The organism is Stenotrophomonas sp. SMYL41 (genome assembly GCF_036319965.1).
GTDB lineage: Bacteria > Pseudomonadota > Gammaproteobacteria > Xanthomonadales > Xanthomonadaceae > Stenotrophomonas > Stenotrophomonas maltophilia_R.
The window spans coordinates 65963-88260 of sequence record NZ_JAWIRX010000005.1; the positions used below are offsets into that span (position 1 = coordinate 65963).

Genomic DNA, 22298 nt, shown 5'->3' on the forward strand with positions numbered 1-22298 from the left:
TGTTGTAGAGCCGAGCCCATGCTCGGCTGCTTCTGGTGGGAAAGGCAGTCGAGCATGGCTCGACTCTACAAAGGCAGTCGAGCAAGCTCGACTCTACAATGGGGCCTGACATCTTCCAGGAACGCCCCCATGACCGAACCCACGCTGCACGTCACCGTGAAGTTGAACGCCCGGCTGCAGCCCGAGCATCGCCACGAACTGTTCGAGGATCCGCTCGACGCGTTGTTGCAGGCGGCCCAGGTGGGCGAGCTGACCGGCGGCGGCACCGCGATCTCCGACCTGGGTGAAGTCGAGTACGGCGATATCGAAGTAGCGCTGGTCGATGCGGCCGGCGTGCCGAAGCTGATCGATCTGCTGGAACAGCTGGGTGCACCGAAGGGTTCGCAGCTGCAGGGTGCGGGCGAGGCCGACCGCAGCTTCGGCGTGACCGAGGGCCTGGGCATCTACCTGGACGGCCTGAACCTGCCGGACGACGTCTACGAACAGTGCGATTCCAACCACGTGTTCGAACAGCTGTCGGAGAACATCGACGGCCTGGGCGAGATCTGCAGCTGGTGGCAGGGCCCGACCGAGACCGCGCTGTACATGTATGGCGAATCGTTCGAGGCGATGCGTGATGCGATCGCTGAATTCGTCGGCAGCTACCCGCTGTGCCAGAACGCACGCGTGGTGCAGATCGCTTGAGGGCGGAAAATGTGGAGCCGAGCCATGCTCGGCTCATGCATCCGAAGCCGAGCATGGCTCGGCTCTATAGAAGCAGGTTATCGGCTGGCTGGCTGACTGTCGGGCGTTGTCGCGCTGGGCCAGATCCTTGCCCAGGTAATAGCCGCCGCAGAACAGTATGAAGGCGGCGATAAGGCTCCACAAGATGATCCTGAGCGTTCTTGGTGGTGTCGGCTTGCTGTCCTGCATGCGGGTTCTCCCAAGGCGGCGCGCCGCCGCCCACCCAGCCTGCGCCTCAGTGTTCGGGTACGCAAGCTGGTGGTGCGTACAGGCCGCTGCGCGGCGCCGGATTGATCCTGCTCAAGGCGCGCCCTGCACATCCGGTGTGCAATGGTGGTGTTCCCATCTGGCAGACCGCCACGGAGCCCCACCATGTACAAGCGCATCCTGATTGCCACCGACGGGTCCGAGCTGGCCGACAAGGGCCTGGCCAAGGGCCTGGAGCTGGCCAAGGACCTCAATGCCGAGGTCGATATCGTGACCGTTTCCGAGCCGTGGGCCGTCGGCATGTACGACGCCATGGGCTGGAGCGTGGGCTACATGAACAGCCCTGAGTACAAGGCCGACCGCGAGGAAGGCGCGCAGAAGGTGCTGCAGCCGGCGCTGGCCAAGGCCGCCGAGCAGGGCATTACCGCCAACCCGGTGCACGTGCTGGACCGCTATGCGGCTGACGGCATCATCGAGACCGCCGGCGAGCGCAACAGCGACCTGATCGTGATGACCTCGCATGGCCGCCGTGGCGTGACCCGTGTGCTGCTGGGCAGCCAGACCGCCGAAGTGCTGGCACGCAGCACGCTGCCGGTGCTGGTCATCCGCTGATACAAGCGTTCCCGGGGAGGGAACCCGACGCCGGCCGCAGGATGCGCGCCGGCGTCGCCTTTTGTGGGGGATCGGGAGGGTCATATCCACGCATGGCGTGGATCTACTGGATCGCAGGGACCCGACCCCTGGTCACATCACCAGCTGTACAGCTTCCAGTACACCGGCGACACGCCGTCCTTGTCGTTGTCGAAACGGCCATCGCCGTTCTTGTCATACATGTAGAACGGCGCACCGCGCGACGGGGTCACCTTGACCATGCGCAGCTGGCCGGACACGCGGTATTCCTCGATGACATCGCCGTTGTCCATGGTGCGCTTGGACACATCCGCGCCCTTGACGTCAACCGGGGGAGCGCCCGCGCCACCCATGCTGGCGCAGCCAGCGAGCAGGAGCAGGGAAGCCAGCATCAGGGTCTTCATCGGCGGCGCCTTTGCCTGGAAAGAGCCTTGATTATGCCCCATCGCCGGGTGCGCGCCGTGTCGTCGCGGTGCAGGCACGGGCGCGTAGAATCGGCGCATGAGCAGATTAGTCCTGATCGACGGGTCCAGTTACCTGTACCGCGCGTTCCACGCGCTGCCGCCCCTGTCCAATGCGCAGGGCGAACCCACCGGCGCGCTGTTCGGCGTAGTCAACATGCTGCGTTCCACGCTGAAGGAGCGCCCGGCCTACGTCGCGTTCGTGGTCGACGCGCCCGGCAAGACCTTCCGTGACGACCTGTACGACCAGTACAAGGCCAACCGCCCGCCGATGCCCGACGAGCTGCGCAGCCAGGTCGAGCCGATGTGCCGCATCGTCGAGGCGCTGGGCATCAGCATCCTGCGCATCCCCGGCGTGGAGGCCGACGATGTGATCGGCACGCTGGCGCTGCAGGGCCTGGCGCAGGACCTGAAGGTGACCATTTCCACCGGCGACAAGGACTTCGCCCAGCTGGTGCGCCCGGGCATCGAGCTGGTCAACACCATGACCGGCAGCCGCATGGATTCGGACGCGGCGGTGATGGACAAGTTCGGCGTGCGCGCCGACCAGATCATCGACCTGCTGGCGCTGATGGGCGACACCGTCGACAACGTGCCGGGCGTGGAGAAGTGCGGGCCGAAGACCGCCGCCAAGTGGCTGGCCGAGTACCAGCACCTGGAAGGCGTGATGGCGGCCGCGCCGACCATGAAGGGCAAGATCGGCGAGAACCTGCGCGCGGCGCTGGAGCGGCTGCCGCTGAACCGCGAGCTGGTGACCATCCGCACCGACGTGGCGCTGGACGCCAGCCCGACTACGCTGGCCCTGCGCGAGCAGGACGTACCGGAGCTGACCGAGCTGTATACGCGCTACGGCTTCACCCAGGCGCTGAAGGAACTGGGTGCGCCGCTGCCGGCACCGGCCGCCGCCAGCGAGGCCACCCCGAGCCTGCGCGGTACCGCCGCAGGCTTCGCCCGGGGCAGCGCCGAGGCACCGGCTGCCGGCACGCTGGATCCGGCGCTGGCCGCGCCGGGTGAGTACGAGACCGTGCTGACGGCCGAACAGTTGCAGGCCTGGGTCGAGCGCCTGCAGCAGGCGGACCTGATCAGCTTCGACACCGAAACCGATGCGCTGGACGCGATGCGTGCGCGCCTGGTCGGTATCAGCCTGGCGGTCGAGCCGGGCAAGGCGGCGTATATCCCGGTCGGCCACGATTACCCGGGCGCGCCGCCGCAGCTGCCGATGCAGCAGGTGCTGGATGCGCTGCGCCCGGTGCTGCAGGACCCGGCAAAGAAGAAGCTGGGCCAGCACGGCAAGTACGACCTGCATGTGCTGCGCCGCCATGGCGTGCAGGTGCAGGGCTACCACGACGACACCATGCTCGAGAGCTTCGTGCTCAATTCCACCGCCACCCGCCACGACATGGATTCGCTGGCCCTGCGTTACCTGGGCTACAGCACCCTCAAGTTCGAGGACGTGGCCGGCAAGGGTGCCAAGCAGATTCCGTTCTCGCAGGTGGGCATCGACGAAGCCAGCCGCTACGCGGCCGAGGACGCCGACATCACCCTGCGCCTGCACCACGCGCTGCAGCCGCAGCTGCTGGCCGAGCCGGCACTGGACAGCGTGTATCGCGACATCGAAATGCCGCTGGTGCCGGTGCTGACCACGATCGAAGCCAACGGTGTGCGGATCGACACCGACGAGCTGCGCCGGCAGAGCCAGGACCTGTCCTCGCGCATGCTGGCCGCACAGCAGAAGGCCACCGAGCTGGCCGGGCGCAGCTTCAACCTGGATTCGCCCAAGCAGCTGCAGGCGGTGCTGTTCGACGAGCTGAAGCTGCCGGCGGTGGTGAAGACCCCGAAGGGCCAGCCCAGCACCAATGAAGAGGCACTGGAGGCGATTGCCGACCAGCACGAGCTGCCGCGGGTGATCCTGGATTACCGGGGCCTGGCCAAGCTGCGCAGCACCTACACCGACAAGCTGCCGGAGATGGTCAACCCGGACACCGGCCGGGTGCATACCAGCTACCACCAGTCCGGCGCTGCGACCGGCCGCCTGTCCTCGTCGGACCCGAACCTGCAGAACATCCCGATCCGCACCGAGGACGGCCGCCGCATCCGCCGCGCGTTCATCGCCCCGGAGGGCTTCCAGCTGCTGGCGGCCGACTATTCGCAGATCGAGCTGCGGATCATGGCCCACCTGTCGGAGGACCCGGGCCTGGTGCGTGCCTTCGAGCAGGGCGCCGACGTACACCGTGCCACCGCTGCCGAGGTGTTCGGGCGCACGCTGGAGGAGGTGACCCCGAACGAGCGCCGCGCCGCCAAGGCGATCAACTTCGGCCTGATGTACGGCATGAGCGCCTTCGGCCTGGCCCGCAACCTGGGCATCGACCGCGGCCAGGCGCAGGACTACGTGGCGCTGTACTTCAGCCGCTACCCGGGCGTGCGCGACTTCATGGAGCGGATGCGGCAGCAGGCCCGCGATCAGGGCTTTGTGGAGACCCTGTTCGGCCGCCGCCTGTACCTGAACGACATTCATGCACGTAACCAGGGCCTGCGCGCCGGTGCCGAGCGTGCCGCGATCAACGCACCGATGCAGGGCACCGCCGCCGACATCATCAAGCGCGCGATGGTGGAGGTGGACCAGTGGCTGCGTGACAGTGGTGCACCGGCGCGGATGATCCTGCAGGTGCACGATGAACTGGTGTTCGAAACCGAAAGCAGTTTCGTCGAGGAGTTGCGTTTGCAGGTAGTCGAGCGCATGTCGCAAGCGGCCAAACTGCGGGTGCCACTGGTGGTTGATACGGGCGTCGGCAGCAACTGGGACGAAGCGCACTGAGCGTGTTTCGGGCCGAAAACGACGTGAACCTATTCATTCATCAGATGTTTCTGACTCGATCATGAATGTTGCCCTGATTGAAGCTCATTAAATTGGGCCCCTTCACGAACCGTTAGTGTTCGGAGTGCTTCTATAACTCTCGACAGGCGCAATGCCTGTTGTGGATCTCTCCCATCCCCTGGAGCAGATCTCGGAACGGGGACTCCTCCCCAAGTGCCCGTTCCCCGGCCCCGTTGACCTCCCCCTGGTCAGCGGGGCTTTTTATTTGTGCCGCCGGAACATCTCCGATGGGGTCAGATCCCTTTGCCCACCGGGCAAAGGGATCTGACCCCAGGTGCTAGGCTGGGCCACTGTCCAGCAGGGGAACCCGCAATGCCCAACCTGTTCGCACTGGCCATGCCGTGGTGGGAGTTCATCCTGCGCGCGGTGGTGGTGTATGTCGTGGTGCTCGGCATGGTCCGGCTCGGTGGCAAGCGGGCTCTGGGACAGATCACGCCCTTCGACGTGCTGCTGATCGTGTTGCTGGGCAACGCGGTACAGAACGCGCTGCTGGGCACGGACACCTCGCTGGGCGGAGGCCTGCTGCTGGCGGCCACCCTGATCGTGCTGAATTACGGGGTGGGCTGGCTGACCACCCGGAATCGCCGCATGGAGCGGATGATCGAAGGAGAGCCCACCGTGATCGCGCGTGATGGCCGGCTGCTGGACGGTGTTCTCCGCCGCGAACTGATCAGCCCGGCCGATTTCGACGCCGCGCTGCGCCAGCAGGGCGGGCTGCGGATCGAAGACGTGCAGGTCGCGCTGCTGGAGACGACCGGGCACATCACGATCATCGCGCGGAAGCACACCTGATCTTGTAGCGCCGGGCCCAGGCTCGGCCGCCCTTCACCGCCTATGCGTGCCCACCAGGCCCTTGCCCAGCGCGACGACATCCATCAGAGCCAGTCGCGCGGCACCAGGTAATCGGCCAGGCGTGCCTCGGCGCTGCCCGCTTCCGGGTTGAAGCCGTACTCCCAACGCACCCGCGGCGGCAGGCTCATCAGGATGCTTTCGCTGCGGCCACCGCTCTGCAACCCGAACAGGGTGCCGCGGTCGTAGACCAGGTTGAATTCCACGTAGCGGCCGCGGCGGTACAGCTGGAACTCGCGTTCGCGCTCGCCATGGGCGGCGTCCTTGCGCTGCTGCACGATCGGCAGGTAGGCGTCGAGGAAGCCATCACCGACCGCGCGCAGGTAATCGAAATCGCGCTCGAAGTCGCCGTGCAGGTCGTCGAAGAACAGGCCACCGACGCCGCGCGTTTCATTGCGATGGCGCAGGAAGAAATACTCGTCGCACCAGCGCTTGTGCGCGGCGTAGCGCTCATCGCCGAACGGTGCGCACAGGTCGCGCGCAACCCGGTGCCAGTGCTGCACGTCCTCGTCGAACGGATAGAACGGGGTCAGGTCGAAACCGCCGCCGAACCAGCTGGCCACCACCTCGCCGTCGCGCTGCGCCTGGAAGAAGCGCACGTTGGCATGGGTCGTCGGCACGTAGGGGTTGAGCGGGTGGAACACCAGCGACACGCCGGTGGCGCGCCAGGAGGCGCCGGCCAGCTCCGGGCGGTTGGCCGAGGCCGACGGCGGCAGGCGGCTGCCGGCCACGTCGGAGAAGCCGATGCCGGCCTGCTCGAACACCGCACCGTCGCGCAGCACGCGGGTACGCCCGCCACCGCCCTCGGCCCGTTGCCACAGGTCTTCCTGGAAGCGGGCCTGGCCATCGACGGCCTCGATCGCCGTACAGATGCGGTCCTGCAGGTCGGTGAGGTAGGCGCGCACGCGCTCGAATTCGTTCATGGCGCGTACTTTACCGCAGGGCCCGCCCGAAGCTGCGGACAGGCCCTGGCGGGCTCAGCGCTTGCGGTTGGAGTTGCGCGGCGCCGGAGCGTCGTCCTCGGCCGCCTCGTCAACTGATTTCTGCAGGGCACCGCCCAGCGTGATCAGTCCCCAGTTCTGGGTGCCGAGCACGTCGCAGGCCACATGCAGGCCACTGCGGTCGGCCTTGCACAGCTGCTCCAGGGTTGCCCGTGCGTCCAGTTCCGCACCGTTGCCCTGCGCGGTCACCAGGTTCTCGCACCCTTCGCGCACGCCGGCGCGGCAGACCGTGGTGTAGTGCTCGGCGGCCTGCAGCCAGTTCCCGGACAGCGCAAGGCGGTTGCCGAGAATGTTGCAGCCCTGCAGCTTGCCCTGCGTGCAGCAGGCTTCGGCGCCGTCCTCGTTGGCCAGCGCCAGCGGGCAATCCTGTGGCAGTGGCAGCACGTTGAACTGCTTCGGCGCACTGCACCGGGCCGGGCCCTCGCCGGTGGGGGTGAACACCTGGAAGCGGGTCCAGGTATCCAGGCCCAGCAGCTGGCCGCCCGGCAGCGGGCGCAGCACGAAGTCGCCGCCCTTGTCGTGGCGGATGCGGATGTCGCCCGCATCGATACGCGCGCGAAGATGGCTGCCCCAGCCGACTCCGACCAGGCCGGCGTCACCGAAATCGAGCGTGTCCATCAGGCCGCCGTCGGCCCGGTAATTGCCGCAGGGCAGGGCCGTTGCCGGCTGCGGTTGCAACGATGCGCCCACCGCCTGCAATGCCGGCAGGCGCTCGCAGGTGGCGGTGTCATTGCCGGGGGGGCAGGCCGCAGCCAGGGCCTGCACTGCCTGCAGGGGATCTCCCGCCTCCCAGGACAGCTCAGCCACGCGGGTGCAGAAGCCGCCATGCGGTACCTCGCGGCACAGCCGCAACAACTGTTGCCGTCGCTCAGCCGGGATGACCACCGGCCCGGCTGGCGCCGTCATCGTCACCATCGCTTCGGTCATGGCCGCCGTCATCGCCGCCTTGGCCAGCTGCTCCTGCACTGCGGGGGCCGCCTCGAGTGCGGTGGCGCACGCCGGGGTTCCCTGTTCGAAGCCGCCGTTGTTGCAGGCGGCGGGGAGCGTGATGCCGGACAGGGCGGCGTCGAGCGCTGCCTTCGTCATGGCAGGATCGGCCCCGACCGTGGGCTTGGCTTCATCGTGCCAACGATCGGCCAGTTGCAGGCACATGCCGGGCACGCCTTCCCGGCACCCTGCTTCCAGTGCGGTCGGGGTCGCTTCGCGACGGTTGTCCAGGCACGCCGCCGCATCGGCCAGGCAGCTGCCTTCGGCCGGCGTGGCGGCTGCGGCGCACTGTGCGGGGGCTTGCAGGATGTAGACCGTGCCATCCACCTCAACCGTGCGGCCACGATCGCGCACCTGCAGCGCGCTGGGCAGGCCGTACTCCAGGTTCACCAGTTGCAGCTTTCCGTCGATCTGCTGGAACGCGACCGGAGACGGCGTACTGCCGAAGTGCTTCTGCTCGCCGCGGTTCGGTGAGTTGATGCGCAGCGTGCTGCTGCCTTCGTCGGCCTTGAACAGGCCACATTGGGGCGATTGCGCGGCGGCCGTCGGTGCGGCCAGCAGCAAGGTCCAGGCCAGCCAGCGGCGGCGTGGTGCGGGTAAAAGCATGTCGTCTCCTTGACGATCGAACGGATAACTCCTGGCGCTACGGCGAACCACGGCCCACGCGCGCGGTCACGCATTGTGCCGCGTCTGGCACGCGCTGGTAGCGCTGGTAACCGGTCTGCGAATCCATGCCGAGCAGGTCGCCATTGCCGAGCTGGCGCAGGACATGGGTTTCGCCGTTCTGCTGCAGCTGGACCGCACCTTCCTGCAGGCGGCCTCGCGTGCCATCACCGAAGTCGAGCATGTCGACCTGGCCACCCTCGGCCTGGTACCGGCCACACGGCAGCTGCTGGAGCGGGACCAGGCGTAGATCGGCACCGAGTTCACGCAATGGCGCGGTACGTTCGCAGGCACTGGCGCGGCCTGCGTCGCAGGCCACCTGCAGCGCCTGTACCGCCAGCGCGGGTTGCAGTGCCTTCAATTGCTGTTCGGCCACTTCGACACAGAAGCGGCCACCGCGGTGCTGCAGGCACAGTCGCTGCAGCTGTTGCAGTGCCGCCAGGGGTAACGGCGGTCCCTCCGGTGCCTTCTCGGCCCGTTCCAGGCGCTGATCAACCCGTCGCATGGCGGCGGCCAGATCAGCGTCGGCCAGCGCTTCGCAGGCCTGCGGATCGTGGGTGGGGGTGTGCTCGCGGCAGGCTGGCGGGCGCTCGAAGCGCGCGGTGCCGGCGCCATCGGTCGCTGCCGCGGTGTTGCTTTCGAGCCTCTGCTGCAGCAGCGCCGAGCAACCCGCACCCACGCCCTCGTCGCAGGCGCGCCGGGCCTGGCCGGGTGAGGCCGTTGGCAGCTGCACCATGCAGTAGCTGCCAGCAGCGCGGCAGCTGCCGGCCACAGTGCTGGGCTCGACAGCGCAGGCCCGGGGCTGGCGCAGGGTGTAGACCATGAGCACGTCGTCCTCGATGCGCCGCCCATCGGCGCTGATCCGGATCGGCTCCGCCACGCCATCGTCGAGCATGACCAGGCGGGTCTGTGCCGCACTGCGATCGACCCACAGCGGCTGCGGCTCACCGATGCCGTTGTGGCGGTAGCCGCTGCTGTGGGTGGTGAACACCAGTGCCATGCCGTCATCGACACTGCGGTACTCGCCGCAGTGCAGCGCGTCGGCGGAAGCAGGTAGTGCGGCGAACAGCAGCAGTGCTGGAAGAAGCGACGGCCAGCGCATGCGACGGTCCTTGTCGGGCAGGGATCGGTGGAACTCAGTGGAAGCGTGAGCGCACGTCGGGGCGCAGCAGGCGCCAGGCCAGCCAACCCTGCAGGCCGAGGAGCACGAACGACATGCCGACCACGGTCAGCGTGATCAGCCAGCGTTTCAGTTGCAGTTCCTGCAGCAGGGCCGGGTCATCGGCCAGGAACGGGATGAGGTCGCCCATGAACACATCCAGCCACCAGGCGACTGCGAAGTTGGTCAAGCCACTCAGCAGCAGCAACAGCACGAAGCTCCACAGGCCCCAGCGCCGTTCGCGCAACAGGCCCCAGCTGGACACGGTCGAGGCCAGGCACAACAGCGCGACGACCATCGACGCGGCCACCGGGTGCGCCAGCAGCCAGATCAGGCTGTGCAGCTGTTGGAGCTGCACTTCGCTTTCCACCAGGCGCCACAGCGCGAGGTTGTGCAGCGGCCACAGCACCAGGCCCTGCAGCACGAAGTAGATCGTCAGCAGCAGCGACAGCCAGAACGAGGCCTGGGCCACCGGGCGCACCCAGGCGTGATAGGCCGGGGAAGGCAGGGAGGGGATCGACGGGATCGACATTGACATCCGATGTCCTTGCAGTCGGCGCCCGCCTGCTCAGCGGGCCGTCACCCGGGTGGCGACCGCCGGCAGGATATGGTGTTCGCTCAAGGGTGCCAAGGGCAGGCCATGCGGTGGCCGCAGCGGAACCCAGGCCAGCTCGGCGATCTCGGCGCGTGCCTGCGGCGTGCCGACCACCTGCACCCACCATGCCTGCGCCTGCACGCGATGGCCGGGCTCGTTCACCGCCCAGTCTTCGAACGCGCCCAGCGCGAGGGCCGACGCGGTGCACAGCTGCACGCCCAGTTCCTCGCGCAGTTCGCGGGCCAACGCCTGCAACGGCGCCTCGCCGGGTTCGGGCTTGCCACCGGGCTGGATGAAGCGGCGGGCGCCGTGCTTGCGCACCACCAGCGCCTGGCCGCGGTCATCCAGGATGACCGCGGCCACGATCCGGATCGTGGCTGCGGTGTTGCTCACTTCAGGTTCTGCTCGAACAGCTTGAGGATGCGCTTGTACTGGTCCAGCCAGGAATCAGCACGCACGTAGCCGTGGCGTTCCAGCGGGTACGGGGCAATGGACCAGTTGTCCTTGTGCAGCTCAATCAGGCGCTGGGTGAGGTTCACCGAGTCCTGGAAGAACACGTTGTCATCCATCATGCCGTGGGCGATCAGCAGGTTGTCCTGAAGGTTCTGCGCGTACTCGATCGGCGAGGACACGCGGTACGCCTCCGGGTCGATGTCCGGGGTGTTGAGGATGTTGCTGGTGTAGCCGTGGTTGTAGTTGTGCCAGTCGACCACCGGGCGCAGCGCGGCGCCGGCCTTGAAGGTGCCCGGTGCGCGGAACAGCGCCATGAAGGTCATGAAGCCACCGTAGGAACCGCCGTAGATGCCGGCGTGGTCACGGTCGCCCTGCTGGGTGTCGACCAGCCAGTCCAGGCCGTCCTTGTAGTCTTCCAGTTCCGGATGGCCCATGTTGCGGTAGATGGCCGTGCGCCAGTCGCGGCCGTAGCCCTCGCTGCCGCGGTAGTCCATGTCCAGCACGATGTAGCCCTTCTGCACCAGCAGGTTGTGGAACATCTGCTCGCGGAAGTAGGCCGGATAGCGCTGGTGCACGTTCTGCAGGTAGCCGGCGCCGTGCACGAACATCACGATCGGGTACTTCCTGCCCGGTTCCTTGTGCTCGGGCTCGTAGTACTTGGCCCAGACCACGCCGGCACCATGCTTGGACGGCACCGCCACCAGCTTCGGCTGGATCCACTCGCGTGACTTGTAGTCGGCGGTGCGGGTATCGGTCAGCACGCGTGCCTGGCCACCGGCGCTGGGCAGCACCGCCAGCTGCGGCGGCAGGTAGGCACCGGAGTAGCGCACCAGCAGCTGCTGGCCGTCCGGCGACAGCGAGAAGTCTTCCACGCCATTGAGGCTGGTCAGCTCGCGCACCTGGCGGTTGCCGGTGTCGACCGCGCAGACTTCGTAGTCATGCGGCGCCTGCTGGTTGCACAGGAAATAGAAGCCCTTGCCATCGGCCGACGGCACCGGCGCCGAGGTTTCCCACTTGCCGCTGGTCAGCGCCTGTGGCTTGGCGGTGCCGGCCTGGGTGTACAGGTGCGAGAAGCCCGATTCCTCGGACAGCAGCCACAGCGTGCGGCCATCGGCCATCCAGCCGAAATCGTTGAAGCCCCAGTTGATCCAGGCGTTGTCGGTCAGGCGGTGGCGGTTCTGCACGCGGCCGTCGGCGGCGTTGACGCTGATGATCCAGCGGTCCTTGTTGTCGTTGGCACGCAGCATCACCGCGGCCTGCTGGCCGTCGGCGCTCCAGCGGATGCCGCCGCCCATGAAGTCGCTCATCACCTGCACGCTGCGCTCGCCCTTCAGCGCATCCTTGCCGGCCTTGCGGCGCAGCTCGGCCAGCGGGTCGGTGCTGATGCCCGGCAAGCTGGACAGCGAGACCTTCTCGGCCTTGCCGGTGCGCACGTCCACGTACCACAGGGTGTGCGGTTCGGAGCCGTTGCGGCCGACGCGCGTGCGGGTGTCCTCGGTTTCTTCGTAGCCCGATTCGGTCACGTACAGCGGCATCTTGCTGGTGCGGCCGTCGTCGAAGTCCTTCGGCTTGGTCACCACGATCAGGTGGGTCAGGTCGGGCGACAGCACGCTGTCACCGATTTCGACGTCGGCGCCCAGGTACACCGGGCCCGGCGCGCGGGTCGGGTCAGCCTGGCGCCAGCGCTGGTCCTGGTCCTTCAGCGCTTCGCGCTGGTCGCGGTCGCGGCGCAGGGTTTCCAGCGTGCGCAGCTGCTGGTCGCGCAGCACATCGGCCTTCGGCGCCGTACGCGGGTCCTTCTCGGCCTTCAGGCTGGCTACCTGCTGCACGCCGCTGGCGGCGGTCCAGTGGAACCAGTTCTGGCCGACGCGCCAGATCACGCCGTTGTCGGCAGCGAAGTTCACGTTGCCCGCGCGCTCGTTGCTGCGGGTCAGCTGGGTCAGCGCGCCGCTGCGCAGGTCGCGCACGAACACATCGCCATTGCGGACGAAGGCGCTGCGGCTGCGGCTGCGGTCGTAGACCGGCTCGGCGACGTCCAGGGTGCCGCGCTGGTCATCGGCCACCTGTGCGGCCACGCCGCCGGCCACCGGCTGGCGGAACGTATCGCGCACCGGGCTGCCGTTGCGCTTGAGCTGGTACTCCACCTGCTGGCTGTTCCACGACCACCAGGCCTTCTCGACCGGCGGACCGATCCAGTCCGGGTCGGCCATGGCCTGTTCGATGGTGATCGGCGTCGGCGCGGCATGCGCAGCCGGTGCGGCCAGCACGGCCGACAGCAGGAGGGACAGGGGCAGCACTCGGGACATGGGCGGACGGCACCAGAAGAGGAAACCGGGCAAGCGTAGCAGCCGCAAGGACCCGGGGCAGGGGCCACAGGTCATGGCAGCGGAATCGGCAAAAGGCACCGCCCGAGTCGCTGCGGCGGCGTGTGCGGCATGATGGCCATTCCGTTCGGATGGGACCGGACGCCTGGTGCAACCGGTTGCCGTGGTCGCGCATCCATTCTCCTGAACCCGCATCATCCACCGAACAGGAGCCGACCATGCAGGAACTGATCCCGATCACCCTCTTCATCTGCATCGCCTACGCGATCCACGCCATTGCCGATGCCCGCGCGCGCAGCAAGCTGGTGGCCCCGCACGTGCCGGAGGAGGTGATCCGCTCGCTGGCGGTGCTGGAAGAAGAGCGCCGGCGCCAGGGTGCGCTGCGCTGGGGCATCAGCCTGGTCTGCCTGGCCTTGGCCATGGCCCTGCTGGAAGCCATCGGTGCCCGTGACCTGACCTTCGGCGCCGCCGCCGCGCTGGTCGGCAGTGCTGGCCTGGGCCAGCTGCTGGCCTGGCACTTCACCCGTCCTGCCGCACGCAAGGGCTGAGCCGGAACATGCCACGGGCACAGGGGGCGCCCCGCGCATGAGCCTGCTCGGCGAAGCATTGTCGGCACTGCGGGGCCGTCGTCGCGATGATGCAGCAGCGGCTGCACCGCCCGCCGAGCCGCTGGACGCGGACCAGGCCCTGGTGCGGGCGATCATCGATGGTTCGCAGGCGGCGTTTGCGCAGCTGGTCGAGACCCACCAGCGCACCTGCGCGCATGTGATCGGACGCATGGTCGGCGACCGCGACCAGGTCGCCGACCTGCTGCAGGAAACCTTCCTGGCCGTGTTCCGCCAGCTGCACCGGTTCCGCTTCGAATCCTCGCTGCGCACCTGGGTTTCGCGGGTGGCCTACACCACTGCGCTGCAGCACCTGCGCCGGCGGCGGCTGGAGGCGCAATGGATGGTGGCAGTGGAGGTGCCGGAGGAACTGGGGATTGGCGATGAAGGCCCGGGGCCGGCCGAGTTGAGCGAGGCCCTGCAGGCCGGGCGCCAGCTGGGCGCGGCGCTGGAACGACTGAGCGCACCGCAGCGCCTGATCGTCGGCCTGCATTACCTGGAGGATTTCGATCTGGCCGAGATCGAACAGGTGACCGGGCTGGCACGCGGTACCATCAAGAGCCACCTGCACCGCGCGCGCCAGGTCCTGAAGCAGGAACTGACGCGGCATGCCACCGCCGGAGAGCTGCTGTGAACCCACCGACCGACCCTCGCGATGCGGAAGCGCGCGCGCTGGCACAGGCGCTGCGTGAACAGGCACGGCAGGAACAGACGCCGGATGTGAGCGAGGCGCTGCAGAAGCGCATTGCCGTTGAGTCGCGCGACGGTGGCGTGGGCTACGTGGTGGTGCAGGTGCTGTTGTTTGGCGCGCTGCTCGCTGCCGCAGCCTGGTACTTCTGGAACTGAGGTGCCCTCCGGGCGGTGGGCCGCTGCAGTCGCTGTTGGTAGATGCCGGCCTGGGTCGGCGTTTGGGTGTGTGCGCCAACCAAGGTTGGCAGCTACCAAAGCGGTAAGTCCTTCGTGCCGCCCTGCGACAAAGTGAAGCAGCGCGTCACCCGGTCGCATCCCGGCTTAACGAAATCCTCCTAAAGTGGTCCGGTATCCCACCGGTCACAGGCAGGAGGCGTCCCTTGGACGCGTTGTTGTTGTCCCGGATCCAGTTCGGATTCGTCATCAGTTTCCACGTGCTGTTCCCCGCCTTCACCATCGGCACGGCCAGCTGGCTGGCCTTCATCGAGTGGCGCTGGCTGCGCACGAAGCTGCCCGTGTGGCGCGAGCTGTATTTCTTCTGGCAGAAGATCTTCGCCGTGTCGTTCGGCATGGGCGTGGTCAGTGGCATCGTCATGGCCTTCCAGTTCGGTACCAACTGGCCGCGGCTGAGCGAGCTGGCCGGCACGGTCATCGGCCCGCTGCTGACCTATGAAGTGCTGACCGCGTTCTTCCTGGAAGCCAGTTTCCTCGGCGTGATGATGTTCGGCTGGGGCCGGGTCTCGCCGCGCCTGCATTTCCTGTCCACCTGCATGGTGGCGCTGGGCACGTTGTTCTCTACGTTCTGGATCCTGTCGTCCAACAGCTGGCTGCATACTCCAGCCGGCTACGAGATGGTCAACGGCGTCGTGCATCCGGTGGACTGGTGGCAGGTGGTGTTCAACCCCTCGTTCCCGTACCGTCTGGCGCACATGGCGTTGGGCTCGTTCATCACCACCTGCTTCGTGATTGGTGGCATCGGCGCGTGGTACCTGCGCAAGGGCACGCACGTCGAAGCAGGCCGGCGCATGCTGGTCGCTGCCGTTGCATTCGCGGCATTGACCGTGCCGGTGCAGATCTTCGTCGGCGACATGCATGGCCTGAACACGCTCAAGCACCAGCCGATGAAGATCGCGGCGATGGAAGCGCACTGGCATGAAACCAGGGAAGGCGAGGGCGTGCCGCTGGTGGTGTTCGCACTGCCGAACGAGAAGGAAGAGCGCAACGATTTCGAAGTGGCCATCCCGAAGCTGGGCAGCGTGATCCTCACCCACAGCCTGGACGGCACCTTCGATCCGCTGACCTCGGTACCGGCCAGCGAACGGCCGCCGGTGACGCCGGTGTTCTTCGCCTTCCGCATCATGGTCGGGCTGGGCACGCTGATGCTGTTGCTGGCCTGGGTGTCAGCGTTCCAGCTGTGGCGCAGGAAGCTGCTGGATTCGCCGTGGCTGCTGCGCGGCTGGAACTGGATGCTGCCCAGCGGCTTCATCGCGCTGCTGTCGGGTTGGTTCGTCACCGAGATGGGGCGCCAGCCGTGGGTGGTGTATGGCGTACTGCGCACCGCTGATGCAGTGGGTCCGCAGAGCGCGTGGATGACCGCGCTGTCGCTGGGCGTCTACGTGGTTGGCTACGCCTTCGTGTTCGGCTGGGGCATCTGGTACCTGGTGAAGATCCTGCGCCATGGGCCGCAGCCGTATGCCGAGGGGCCGTCGCTGGACCATGGCAGCCATACCCCGGCGCGCCCGCTGTCGGCGGCCGACGAACCACTGGAGGAGCGCTGACATGGACCTGATGACCTGGCTGCCGGTGGCGTGGTTCGCGGTGATCGGCTTCGGCGTGCTGATGTACGTGGTGCTGGACGGCTTCGTGCTCGGCATCGGCATCCTTGCCCCGTTCGCCGAGGACGAGGAACAGCTGGACCTGATGATGAACACGGCCGCGCCGATCTGGGACGGCAACGAGACCTGGCTGGTGCTGGGCGGCGCTGGCCTGCTGGCGGCCTTCCCCAAGGCCTATGCGGTGCTGTTGTCGGCGCTGTACCTGCCGGTGCTGCTGCTGGTGGTGGCGTTGGTGTTCCGCGGCGTGGCGTTCGAGTTCCGCTTCAAGGCACATCGTTCGCGCCGGCTGTGGAGCGTGGCATTCGGCCTCGGTTCGCTGCTGGCGACCTTCGCCCAGGGCGTGATCCTGGGCACGCTGGTTCAGGGCATCCCGCTGGTCGACGGTGTCTACCAGGGCGGTGCATTCACCTGGTTCAGCCCGTTCGCGATGCTGACCGGTGCCGCCCTGGTGGCCGGCTATGCGTTGCTGGGCAGCACCTGGCTGATCCTGAAGACAGAGGGACGCGTGCAGGCGCTGGCGCGGCAGATGACGCGGCCGCTGGTGGTGGCGGTGATCGCGGCGATGGGCCTGGTCAGCAGCTGGCTGCCGTTCCTCGATTCGCGGTTGATGGATCGCTGGTTCAGCGACGGCAACTTCTGGTGGCTGTCACCGGTGCCGTTGCTGACCCTGGCGGTGGCTGCCGCGCTGTGGCGCAGCGCCACCCATCCGCGCCGCGACCTGCCGCCGTTCCTGCTCAGCCTGGCCCTGTTCGTGCTCGGCTTCCTCGGCCTGGTGCTGGGCATGTGGCCCTACCTGCTGCCGCCGTCGATGACCCTGTGGCAGGCCGCCGCGCCGGCCTCCTCGCTGGGCTTCACCCTGGTCGGGCTGGTCATTCTGCTGCCGGTCATCCTCGGCTACACGGCCTGGTCGTACCGGGTGTTCCGCGGCAAGGTGCACGCCGATACCGGTTACCACTGATCGATTGAATGCGGGGCCTGCCGGTGCCGGGTCCCGCGTTGGGGAATGTGAAACCTGCACACCCCGTGCAGGACGTGCTAGCGTGCGCTCCTTTCCGGCGGCCAGGGGGGCAGCCGGCGACGTCCTGGACGGACGCACGGCTGCAGGAATGGGGGGCCGCCGCGCGTCGCCGTAATGGCTCGTGCCTATCGTTCTCCCGTTGAAGCACCATCGCTAAATGATCGAATTCTCCATCGTCGACTGGGCTGCCTGGGCGCCCGGCCTGAGCGAGCGTAGCCAGTGGCTGGGCTGGGCCGATGCGCCGTATCCGCCGCAGGGCGAAGACACGCCGGCGCTGGCCGAGATACCGGCGATGCAGCGCCGCCGTATCGAGCGGCTGGGCCGGATGGCGATCCAGGCCGCGTGCTGGTGCGAGGACGGGCAGGGTGCCGACAGCCGGGTACCACTGGTGTTCGCCAGCCGCCATGGCGACGTGGCCCGTTCGATGGATCTGCTCGCGGCGCTGGCCGGCGAGCAGCCGCTGTCGCCGACCGGGTTCGGCCTGTCGGTGCACAACGCGATCGCGGCGCTGTATTCGATCGCCCGCGGCCACCGCGGCAACTACCTGGCGCTGGCCGCAGGCCAAGCCACGGTAGAGACCGCCTGCCTGGAGGCAGCCGGCCTGCTGGCCGATGGTGCCCGAGAAGTGCGGGTGGTGGTCTACGAATCGCCGCTTCCTGAAATTTACGCGACGTTCGCCGACGAACCCGACCCGTTCTTTGCCTGGTGCTGGCGCTTGACCGCGCCAACGCCGGGCCAGCCGACCCTCTCGCTGCAGTGGGAAGCGGCGCCGCATGCCGCGGCCACCGCACCGGGCATGCTGCCGCACGCGCTGGACCTCCACCGCTTCCTGCTGTCCGGCGCGCCGGCGCTGGAGCACGTGGCCCAGGGCCAGCGCTGGCGCTGGGGGCGCCGTGGCTGAGGCGCTGCGCCGCCTCGATCATGCCTGGCGGGTGCTCGGCACCGGCCTGAGCTTTGTCGCATTTGGCGTGGGCGGCCTGCTGCTGGGCGTGCTGGTGATGCCGGTGCTGCTGCTGATGCGCGATCCGGTGGCCCGCCGCCGACGGGCCCGCCGCGTGGTCCAGGCTGCCTTTGCCAGCCACCTGCGCCTGATGCGTGCGCTGGGGGTGATGACCTACCAGATCGAGGGCGGTGAACGCCTGCAGCGCGACGGTTTGCTGGTTCTGGCCAATCACCCGACCCTGATCGACGTGGTCTGCCTGATCTCGCTGCTGCCCAACGCCGATTGCGTGGTGAAGCGGGCCGTGGCCTGCAACCCGTTCATGCGCGGCCCGGTGCGGGCGGCCGGCTACATCGCCAACGATGACGGGGCGGGCCTGGTTGACGACTGCGTGGCGGCGGTGCATGCCGGCGGTACCTTGGTGATCTTCCCGGAGGGCACCCGCAGCGTGCCGGGCCAGCCGCCACGGCTGCAGCGCGGGGCTGCCAACATCGCCGTCCGCGGCCGGCTGGACATCACCCCGGTGCGGATCACCTGCACCCCGCCCACGCTGACCAAGGGACAGAAGTGGTATCGTGTCCCCTCACGTCGCTTTCACGTTCGGCTGCAGATCGGCGAAGATATCCCGATCGCGCCCTTCCTGGCCGATGACGACTCGCCAAGGGGGGATGCCTTGGCAGCACGCCGCGTCACCGAGCACCTTTCTCGTTATTTCGACCTGTCTGGAGATCCGCCCCGTGCAAGCACTTGAGCACGAGATCAAGGAATTGATCATTTCCTCCCTTTCGCTGGAGGACATCACGCCGGAGGACATCGATCCGACCGCGCCGCTGTTCGTCGAGGGCCTTGGCCTGGATTCGATCGACGCGCTGGAGCTGGGCCTGGCGTTGCAGAAGAAGTACGGTGTCAGCCTCTCGGCCGATTCGGAAGAAACCCGTCGCCATTTCTCCAGCGTGCGCGCGCTCGGCGAGTTCGTCGCCGCCCGCCAGTCGTAACGGCGCCAGGAATTGCCATGACCAAGAATGAACTGTTCGAACGCATCGTCAGCATCCTGACCGACAGCTTCGAGATCGAAACCGCCCGGATCACACCCGAGGCCCGCCTGTACGACGACCTGGACATCGACAGCATCGATGCGGTCGACCTGATCGTGCAGCTCAAGCCGCTGCTCGGCCGCAATCTGCAGCCGGAGGCGTTCAAGGCCGTGCGCACCGTGCAGGACATCGTCGATGTTGTGCATGGACTGCTGCCGGACCAGGCAGCCGCCTGACCGCAGCGCCGGCGGCTTCGCCATGGCTCGCGCACGTACCGTCGTGGTGGCAGCGATTTCGCTGGCTTACCCGCTGCTGGTGTACCTGGCGATGGGCCGTTTCGAGCCGCGCTGGCTGTCGCTGCTGCTGTTCACCCTGGCCCTGCTGCGTGCGCTGAGCACGCGCCAGCCGTTGTGGTGGGCCGCCGCCGCCGGCACCGGCCTGCTGGCAGTGCTGGCCACCGTGCTGAACCAGGCCCTGCCGCTGAAGCTGTACCCGGCGCTGGTCAACGCGGTGATGCTGGTGGTGTTCGGCACCAGCCTGCGCTTCGGGCCGCCGCTGGTGGAGCGCCTGGCGCGGCTGCAGGAGCCGGACCTGCCGCCGTTCGCGGTGGCCTATACCCGCCGCGTCACCCAGGTGTGGTGCGGCTTCTTCGTTCTCAACGGCAGCCTGGCCCTGCTGACCGCGCTGTACGCGTCGGACCGGGTCTGGATGCTCTACAACGGATTGTTGGCGTACGTGATGATGGGCGTGTTGTTCGCGGGTGAGTGGCTGGTACGGCGGCGGGTGAAGGCGGCGCACGCGCATGGCTGACTGGATTGCCCTGGACCGGTTGCTGCTGGAGGCACGGCCGCAGCGCAGCGTCGGCCTCTGCGACGGGGAGGTGGTTGACCACGCCGGCTTCCGCCAGCACGTACTGGCCTGGCGCGCCACCTTTGCGGCCGCCGAAGGCCGCGACTGGGCCCTGTACTTCGACGACGCCGTGGCCTTTGCCGCAGCGCTGTTCGGTGCCTGGCACGCCGGCAAGCGGGTGTTCCTGGCCGCCGACAACCTGCCGGCCACGCTGCAGGCGCTGCAGCCGCGGGTGAGCGGTTTCGCGGGCGATGTCTGCGCTGATTACCACCCGCTGGCGGTGCGGGACGCCGTGCTGGACGATGAACTGCAGGCGCTGGACGAGCGCGCCTGCGAACTGTGCGTGTTCACCTCCGGCAGCACCGGCCAGCCCAGTGCGATCGGCAAGCGCCTGGACCAGCTGGCGCGCGAGGTGGAGGCATTGCAGGCCGCGTTCGGTGCGCAGATGGAGGGTGTGCAGGTCCATGGCACGGTGTCCCACCAGCACATCTACGGGCTGCTGTTCCGCGTGTTGTGGCCGCTGGCCGCCGGCCGCCTGATCCATCCGCGCCGGTTCTTCCACGAAGACCTGGTGGGCGCGCTGGCTGGTGCCGACACAGTGCTGGTGGCGACGCCGGCCCACCTCAAGCGTCTGCCTGAGCAGCTCGACTGGGCCAGCCTGCATGGCCGCCTGCGCGCGGTGTTCTCTTCCGGCGGCCCGCTGCCGGAAGACGCGGCGCGGCAGGTACGGCAGTGGCTGGGCGTGGCCCCAACCGAGGTCTATGGCAGCAGCGAGACTGGCGGCATCGCCTGGCGCCGCTGGGACACCGACCTGCCGCCATGGCAGCCGCTGCCGGGCGTGCAGTGGCGGATCGACGACGGCTGCCTGGCGGTGGCCTCGGCGCATCTGGAAACCCCCGACTGGTGGCGTACCCAGGACCGCGTTGAAGCGTTGGCCGATGGCCGCTTCCGCCTGCTGGGCCGCGCCGACCGCATCGTCAAGATCGAAGAACGCCGCGTGTCGCTGGATGCGCTGGAACGCGCGCTGCGCGAAGACGCCGAAGTGGATGACGCGCGCGTGCTGGTGCTGCCCGGGCAGCGCGAGCAGCTGGCCGCGGTGGTGGTACCGGCTGACCCGACGCTGCTGGAGGGCGGTGATGCCGCGCGCCGCGCGCTGGGCCAGCGCCTCGGCGCGCGTCTGGCGCATGCGCATGACGCGGTGACCCGGCCGCGCCGTTGGCGCCTGGTGCCGTCGCTGCCGATCAACGCGCAGGGCAAGGTGACCCAGGCGGCACTGGCAGCGCTGTTCCAACCGCTGATGCCGGTGCCGTCATGGGACCGCCGCGATGCCGCCAGCGCCACCTTGCGCATGATCCTGGACCCGGCGCTGAGGCCGTTCCAGGGCCACTTCACGCAGGCGGCGATCCTGCCCGGCGTGGCGCAGCTGGACTGGGCGGTGCGTTTCGGCCGCCAGGCGTTTGCGATGCCGGCGGCGTTCCTGCGCATGGACGCGGTGAAATTCCAGCACGTGGCCCGCCCGGGCGATGAGCTGACCCTGCAGCTGGACTGGGATGCCGCACGCAACGTGCTGGCCTTCCGCTACACCTCCAGCCACGGCGTGCATGCCAGCGGCAAGGTGGTTTTCGCTGATGCGGACTGACCCGGCCGTTGCCGGTGCCGCGTTCGCACCACTGGTGGTGATTCCCGTCTACGACCACGAGCACGCCATCGCGGCGGTGGTCGACGGCGTGCAGGCCGCCGGCCTGCCCTGCCTGCTGGTCGACGATGGTTCGCGGGCCTCCTGCGCGGCGGTGCTGCGTTCGCTGGCACAGCGCCAGGGTGTCGACCTGCTGCGCCTGGACGTGAACCAGGGCAAGGGCGGGGCGATGCTGGCCGGCTTTGCCGAGGCCGGTGCGCGTGGCTACAGCCACGTGCTGCAGATCGATGCCGACGGCCAGCACGACACCGGCGACCTGCCGCGCTTCATCGAGGCGGCGCAGGCGCAGCCGGATGCGGTGATCTGCGGCATTCCGGCCTACGATGCCAGTGTTCCGAAGGCGCGTCTGTACGGCCGCTACGCGACCCATATCTGGGTCTGGATCAACACGCTGTCGCTGCACCTGCGCGACACCATGTGCGGCTTCCGCGTGTATCCGCTGCCGCCGGTACTGCGCCTGATCGGTGAAGAGACCATTGGCCGGCGCATGGATTTCGATACCGAAGTGATGGTGCGCCTGTATTGGCGGCAACTGCCGGTCGAGCATCTGGCCACGCGCGTGACCTATCCATCCGATGGCGTGTCGCACTTCGATGTGTGGCGTGACAACGTGCGCATCAGCCGGATGCATACCCGCCTGTTCTTCGGCATGCTCTGGCGCGCACCGCGCCTGCTGTGGCGCCGCCTGCGGGGGCAGCGCTGAG

The 22298-nt window shown here is 68.1% G+C and carries 24 protein-coding genes; 16 read left to right on the plus strand and 8 right to left on the minus strand.

All coding sequences use genetic code 11. The features are described from left to right. The first annotated feature begins 129 nt into the window (after positions 1-129). Positions 130-684 (plus strand): hypothetical protein, encoded by a 555-nt coding sequence (locus V3B30_RS07640; RefSeq protein ID WP_100474762.1) that lies wholly within the window; start codon positions 130-132, stop codon positions 682-684. Between the two features lie 33 nt (positions 685-717). Here V3B30_RS07640 and V3B30_RS07645 read toward each other — a convergent pair whose 3' ends face one another. Continuing rightward, positions 718-912 (minus strand): hypothetical protein, encoded by a 195-nt coding sequence (locus V3B30_RS07645; protein WP_262084213.1) that lies wholly within the window; start codon positions 910-912, stop codon positions 718-720. A 183-nt stretch (positions 913-1095) separates the two neighbouring features. Here V3B30_RS07645 and V3B30_RS07650 point away from each other — a divergent pair, with 183 nt between their 5' ends. Beyond that, positions 1096-1542 (plus strand): universal stress protein, encoded by a 447-nt coding sequence (locus V3B30_RS07650; protein WP_005411629.1) that lies wholly within the window; start codon positions 1096-1098, stop codon positions 1540-1542. 137 nt (positions 1543-1679) lie between these two features. Here V3B30_RS07650 and V3B30_RS07655 read toward each other — a convergent pair whose 3' ends face one another. After that, positions 1680-1964: a DUF2782 domain-containing protein gene (locus V3B30_RS07655; RefSeq protein WP_005411628.1), complete on the minus strand. Its 285-nt coding sequence runs from the start codon at positions 1962-1964 to the stop codon at positions 1680-1682. Between the two features lie 97 nt (positions 1965-2061). Here V3B30_RS07655 and polA point away from each other — a divergent pair, with 97 nt between their 5' ends. Further along, positions 2062-4836 carry a DNA polymerase I gene (gene polA, locus V3B30_RS07660; RefSeq protein WP_262084214.1) on the plus strand — a complete coding sequence of 925 codons (2775 nt, stop codon included), beginning with the start codon at positions 2062-2064 and terminating at the stop codon, positions 4834-4836. A gap of 372 nt (positions 4837-5208) precedes the next feature. Further along, positions 5209-5688 carry a YetF domain-containing protein gene (locus V3B30_RS07665; RefSeq protein ID WP_262084215.1) on the plus strand — a complete coding sequence of 160 codons (480 nt, stop codon included), beginning with the start codon at positions 5209-5211 and terminating at the stop codon, positions 5686-5688. Between the two features lie 83 nt (positions 5689-5771). On the opposite strand, the gene hemF is transcribed toward V3B30_RS07665, so the two are convergent. The 6 genes from hemF to V3B30_RS07695 are packed head-to-tail and all read right to left on the minus strand — an operon-like array spanning position 5772 to position 12909. Beyond that, the gene (gene hemF, locus V3B30_RS07670) at positions 5772-6668 is read right to left on the minus strand and encodes an oxygen-dependent coproporphyrinogen oxidase (protein ID WP_100474745.1); all 897 of its coding nucleotides are present in this window, start codon (positions 6666-6668) and stop codon (positions 5772-5774) included. A gap of 54 nt (positions 6669-6722) precedes the next feature. After that, a complete protein-coding gene (locus V3B30_RS07675; RefSeq protein WP_262084216.1) occupies positions 6723-8339 on the minus strand; it encodes a hypothetical protein in 1617 nt (538 codons plus the stop codon). A 37-nt stretch (positions 8340-8376) separates the two neighbouring features. Next, positions 8377-9498, minus strand: coding sequence for a hypothetical protein (locus V3B30_RS07680; protein ID WP_262084217.1), 1122 nt, complete (start codon positions 9496-9498; stop codon positions 8377-8379). Between the two features lie 34 nt (positions 9499-9532). Further along, positions 9533-10093, minus strand: coding sequence for a hypothetical protein (locus V3B30_RS07685; protein WP_100474733.1), 561 nt, complete (start codon positions 10091-10093; stop codon positions 9533-9535). A gap of 30 nt (positions 10094-10123) precedes the next feature. Continuing rightward, a complete protein-coding gene (locus V3B30_RS07690; protein ID WP_262084218.1) occupies positions 10124-10543 on the minus strand; it encodes an NUDIX domain-containing protein in 420 nt (139 codons plus the stop codon). Further along, the gene (locus tag V3B30_RS07695) at positions 10540-12909 is read right to left on the minus strand and encodes a S9 family peptidase (RefSeq protein WP_262084219.1); all 2370 of its coding nucleotides are present in this window, start codon (positions 12907-12909) and stop codon (positions 10540-10542) included. The genes V3B30_RS07690 and V3B30_RS07695 overlap by 4 nt, the downstream gene beginning before the upstream one ends. Positions 12910-13145: 236 nt before the next feature. Between V3B30_RS07695 and V3B30_RS07700 the strand changes: the two genes are divergently transcribed. The 12 genes from V3B30_RS07700 to V3B30_RS07755 all read left to right on the plus strand — a co-directional run bounded on the left by V3B30_RS07700 (position 13146) and on the right by V3B30_RS07755 (position 22297). After that, complete coding sequence (locus V3B30_RS07700) at positions 13146-13475, plus strand: hypothetical protein (protein WP_005414880.1); 330 nt, start codon at positions 13146-13148, stop codon at positions 13473-13475. A gap of 37 nt (positions 13476-13512) precedes the next feature. Next, positions 13513-14166: a sigma-70 family RNA polymerase sigma factor gene (locus V3B30_RS07705; protein WP_262084220.1), complete on the plus strand. Its 654-nt coding sequence runs from the start codon at positions 13513-13515 to the stop codon at positions 14164-14166. Then, positions 14163-14378, plus strand: a complete 216-nt coding sequence (locus tag V3B30_RS07710) for a hypothetical protein (protein WP_100474721.1) — start codon at positions 14163-14165, stop codon at positions 14376-14378. Before V3B30_RS07705 ends, V3B30_RS07710 begins: the two co-directional genes overlap by 4 nt. Before the next feature lie 224 nt (positions 14379-14602). Beyond that, positions 14603-16000 (plus strand): cytochrome ubiquinol oxidase subunit I, encoded by a 1398-nt coding sequence (locus tag V3B30_RS07715; RefSeq protein ID WP_262084221.1) that lies wholly within the window; start codon positions 14603-14605, stop codon positions 15998-16000. Between the two features lies 1 nt (position 16001). Continuing rightward, on the plus strand, positions 16002-17015 hold the full coding sequence (cydB, locus tag V3B30_RS07720; protein ID WP_100474715.1) for a cytochrome d ubiquinol oxidase subunit II: 1014 nt from the start codon (positions 16002-16004) through the stop codon (positions 17013-17015). A gap of 217 nt (positions 17016-17232) precedes the next feature. Further along, positions 17233-17976 carry a beta-ketoacyl synthase chain length factor gene (locus tag V3B30_RS07725; protein WP_100474710.1) on the plus strand — a complete coding sequence of 248 codons (744 nt, stop codon included), beginning with the start codon at positions 17233-17235 and terminating at the stop codon, positions 17974-17976. Beyond that, the gene (locus V3B30_RS07730) at positions 17969-18766 is read left to right on the plus strand and encodes a lysophospholipid acyltransferase family protein (RefSeq protein WP_100474707.1); all 798 of its coding nucleotides are present in this window, start codon (positions 17969-17971) and stop codon (positions 18764-18766) included. Before V3B30_RS07725 ends, V3B30_RS07730 begins: the two co-directional genes overlap by 8 nt. Continuing rightward, entirely contained in the window at positions 18753-19010 is a 258-nt protein-coding gene (locus tag V3B30_RS07735; RefSeq protein WP_005411610.1) for a phosphopantetheine-binding protein, read from the plus strand. Before V3B30_RS07730 ends, V3B30_RS07735 begins: the two co-directional genes overlap by 14 nt. Before the next feature lie 17 nt (positions 19011-19027). Further along, positions 19028-19285 carry an acyl carrier protein gene (locus V3B30_RS07740; protein ID WP_005411609.1) on the plus strand — a complete coding sequence of 86 codons (258 nt, stop codon included), beginning with the start codon at positions 19028-19030 and terminating at the stop codon, positions 19283-19285. A 22-nt stretch (positions 19286-19307) separates the two neighbouring features. Continuing rightward, entirely contained in the window at positions 19308-19859 is a 552-nt protein-coding gene (locus V3B30_RS07745) for a hypothetical protein (protein WP_100474704.1), read from the plus strand. Further along, a complete protein-coding gene (locus V3B30_RS07750) occupies positions 19852-21537 on the plus strand; it encodes an AMP-binding protein (protein WP_262084222.1) in 1686 nt (561 codons plus the stop codon). The genes V3B30_RS07745 and V3B30_RS07750 overlap by 8 nt, the downstream gene beginning before the upstream one ends. After that, positions 21527-22297, plus strand: coding sequence for a glycosyltransferase family 2 protein (locus tag V3B30_RS07755; protein ID WP_262084223.1), 771 nt, complete (start codon positions 21527-21529; stop codon positions 22295-22297). The genes V3B30_RS07750 and V3B30_RS07755 overlap by 11 nt, the downstream gene beginning before the upstream one ends. Position 22298: the final 1 nt, after the last annotated feature.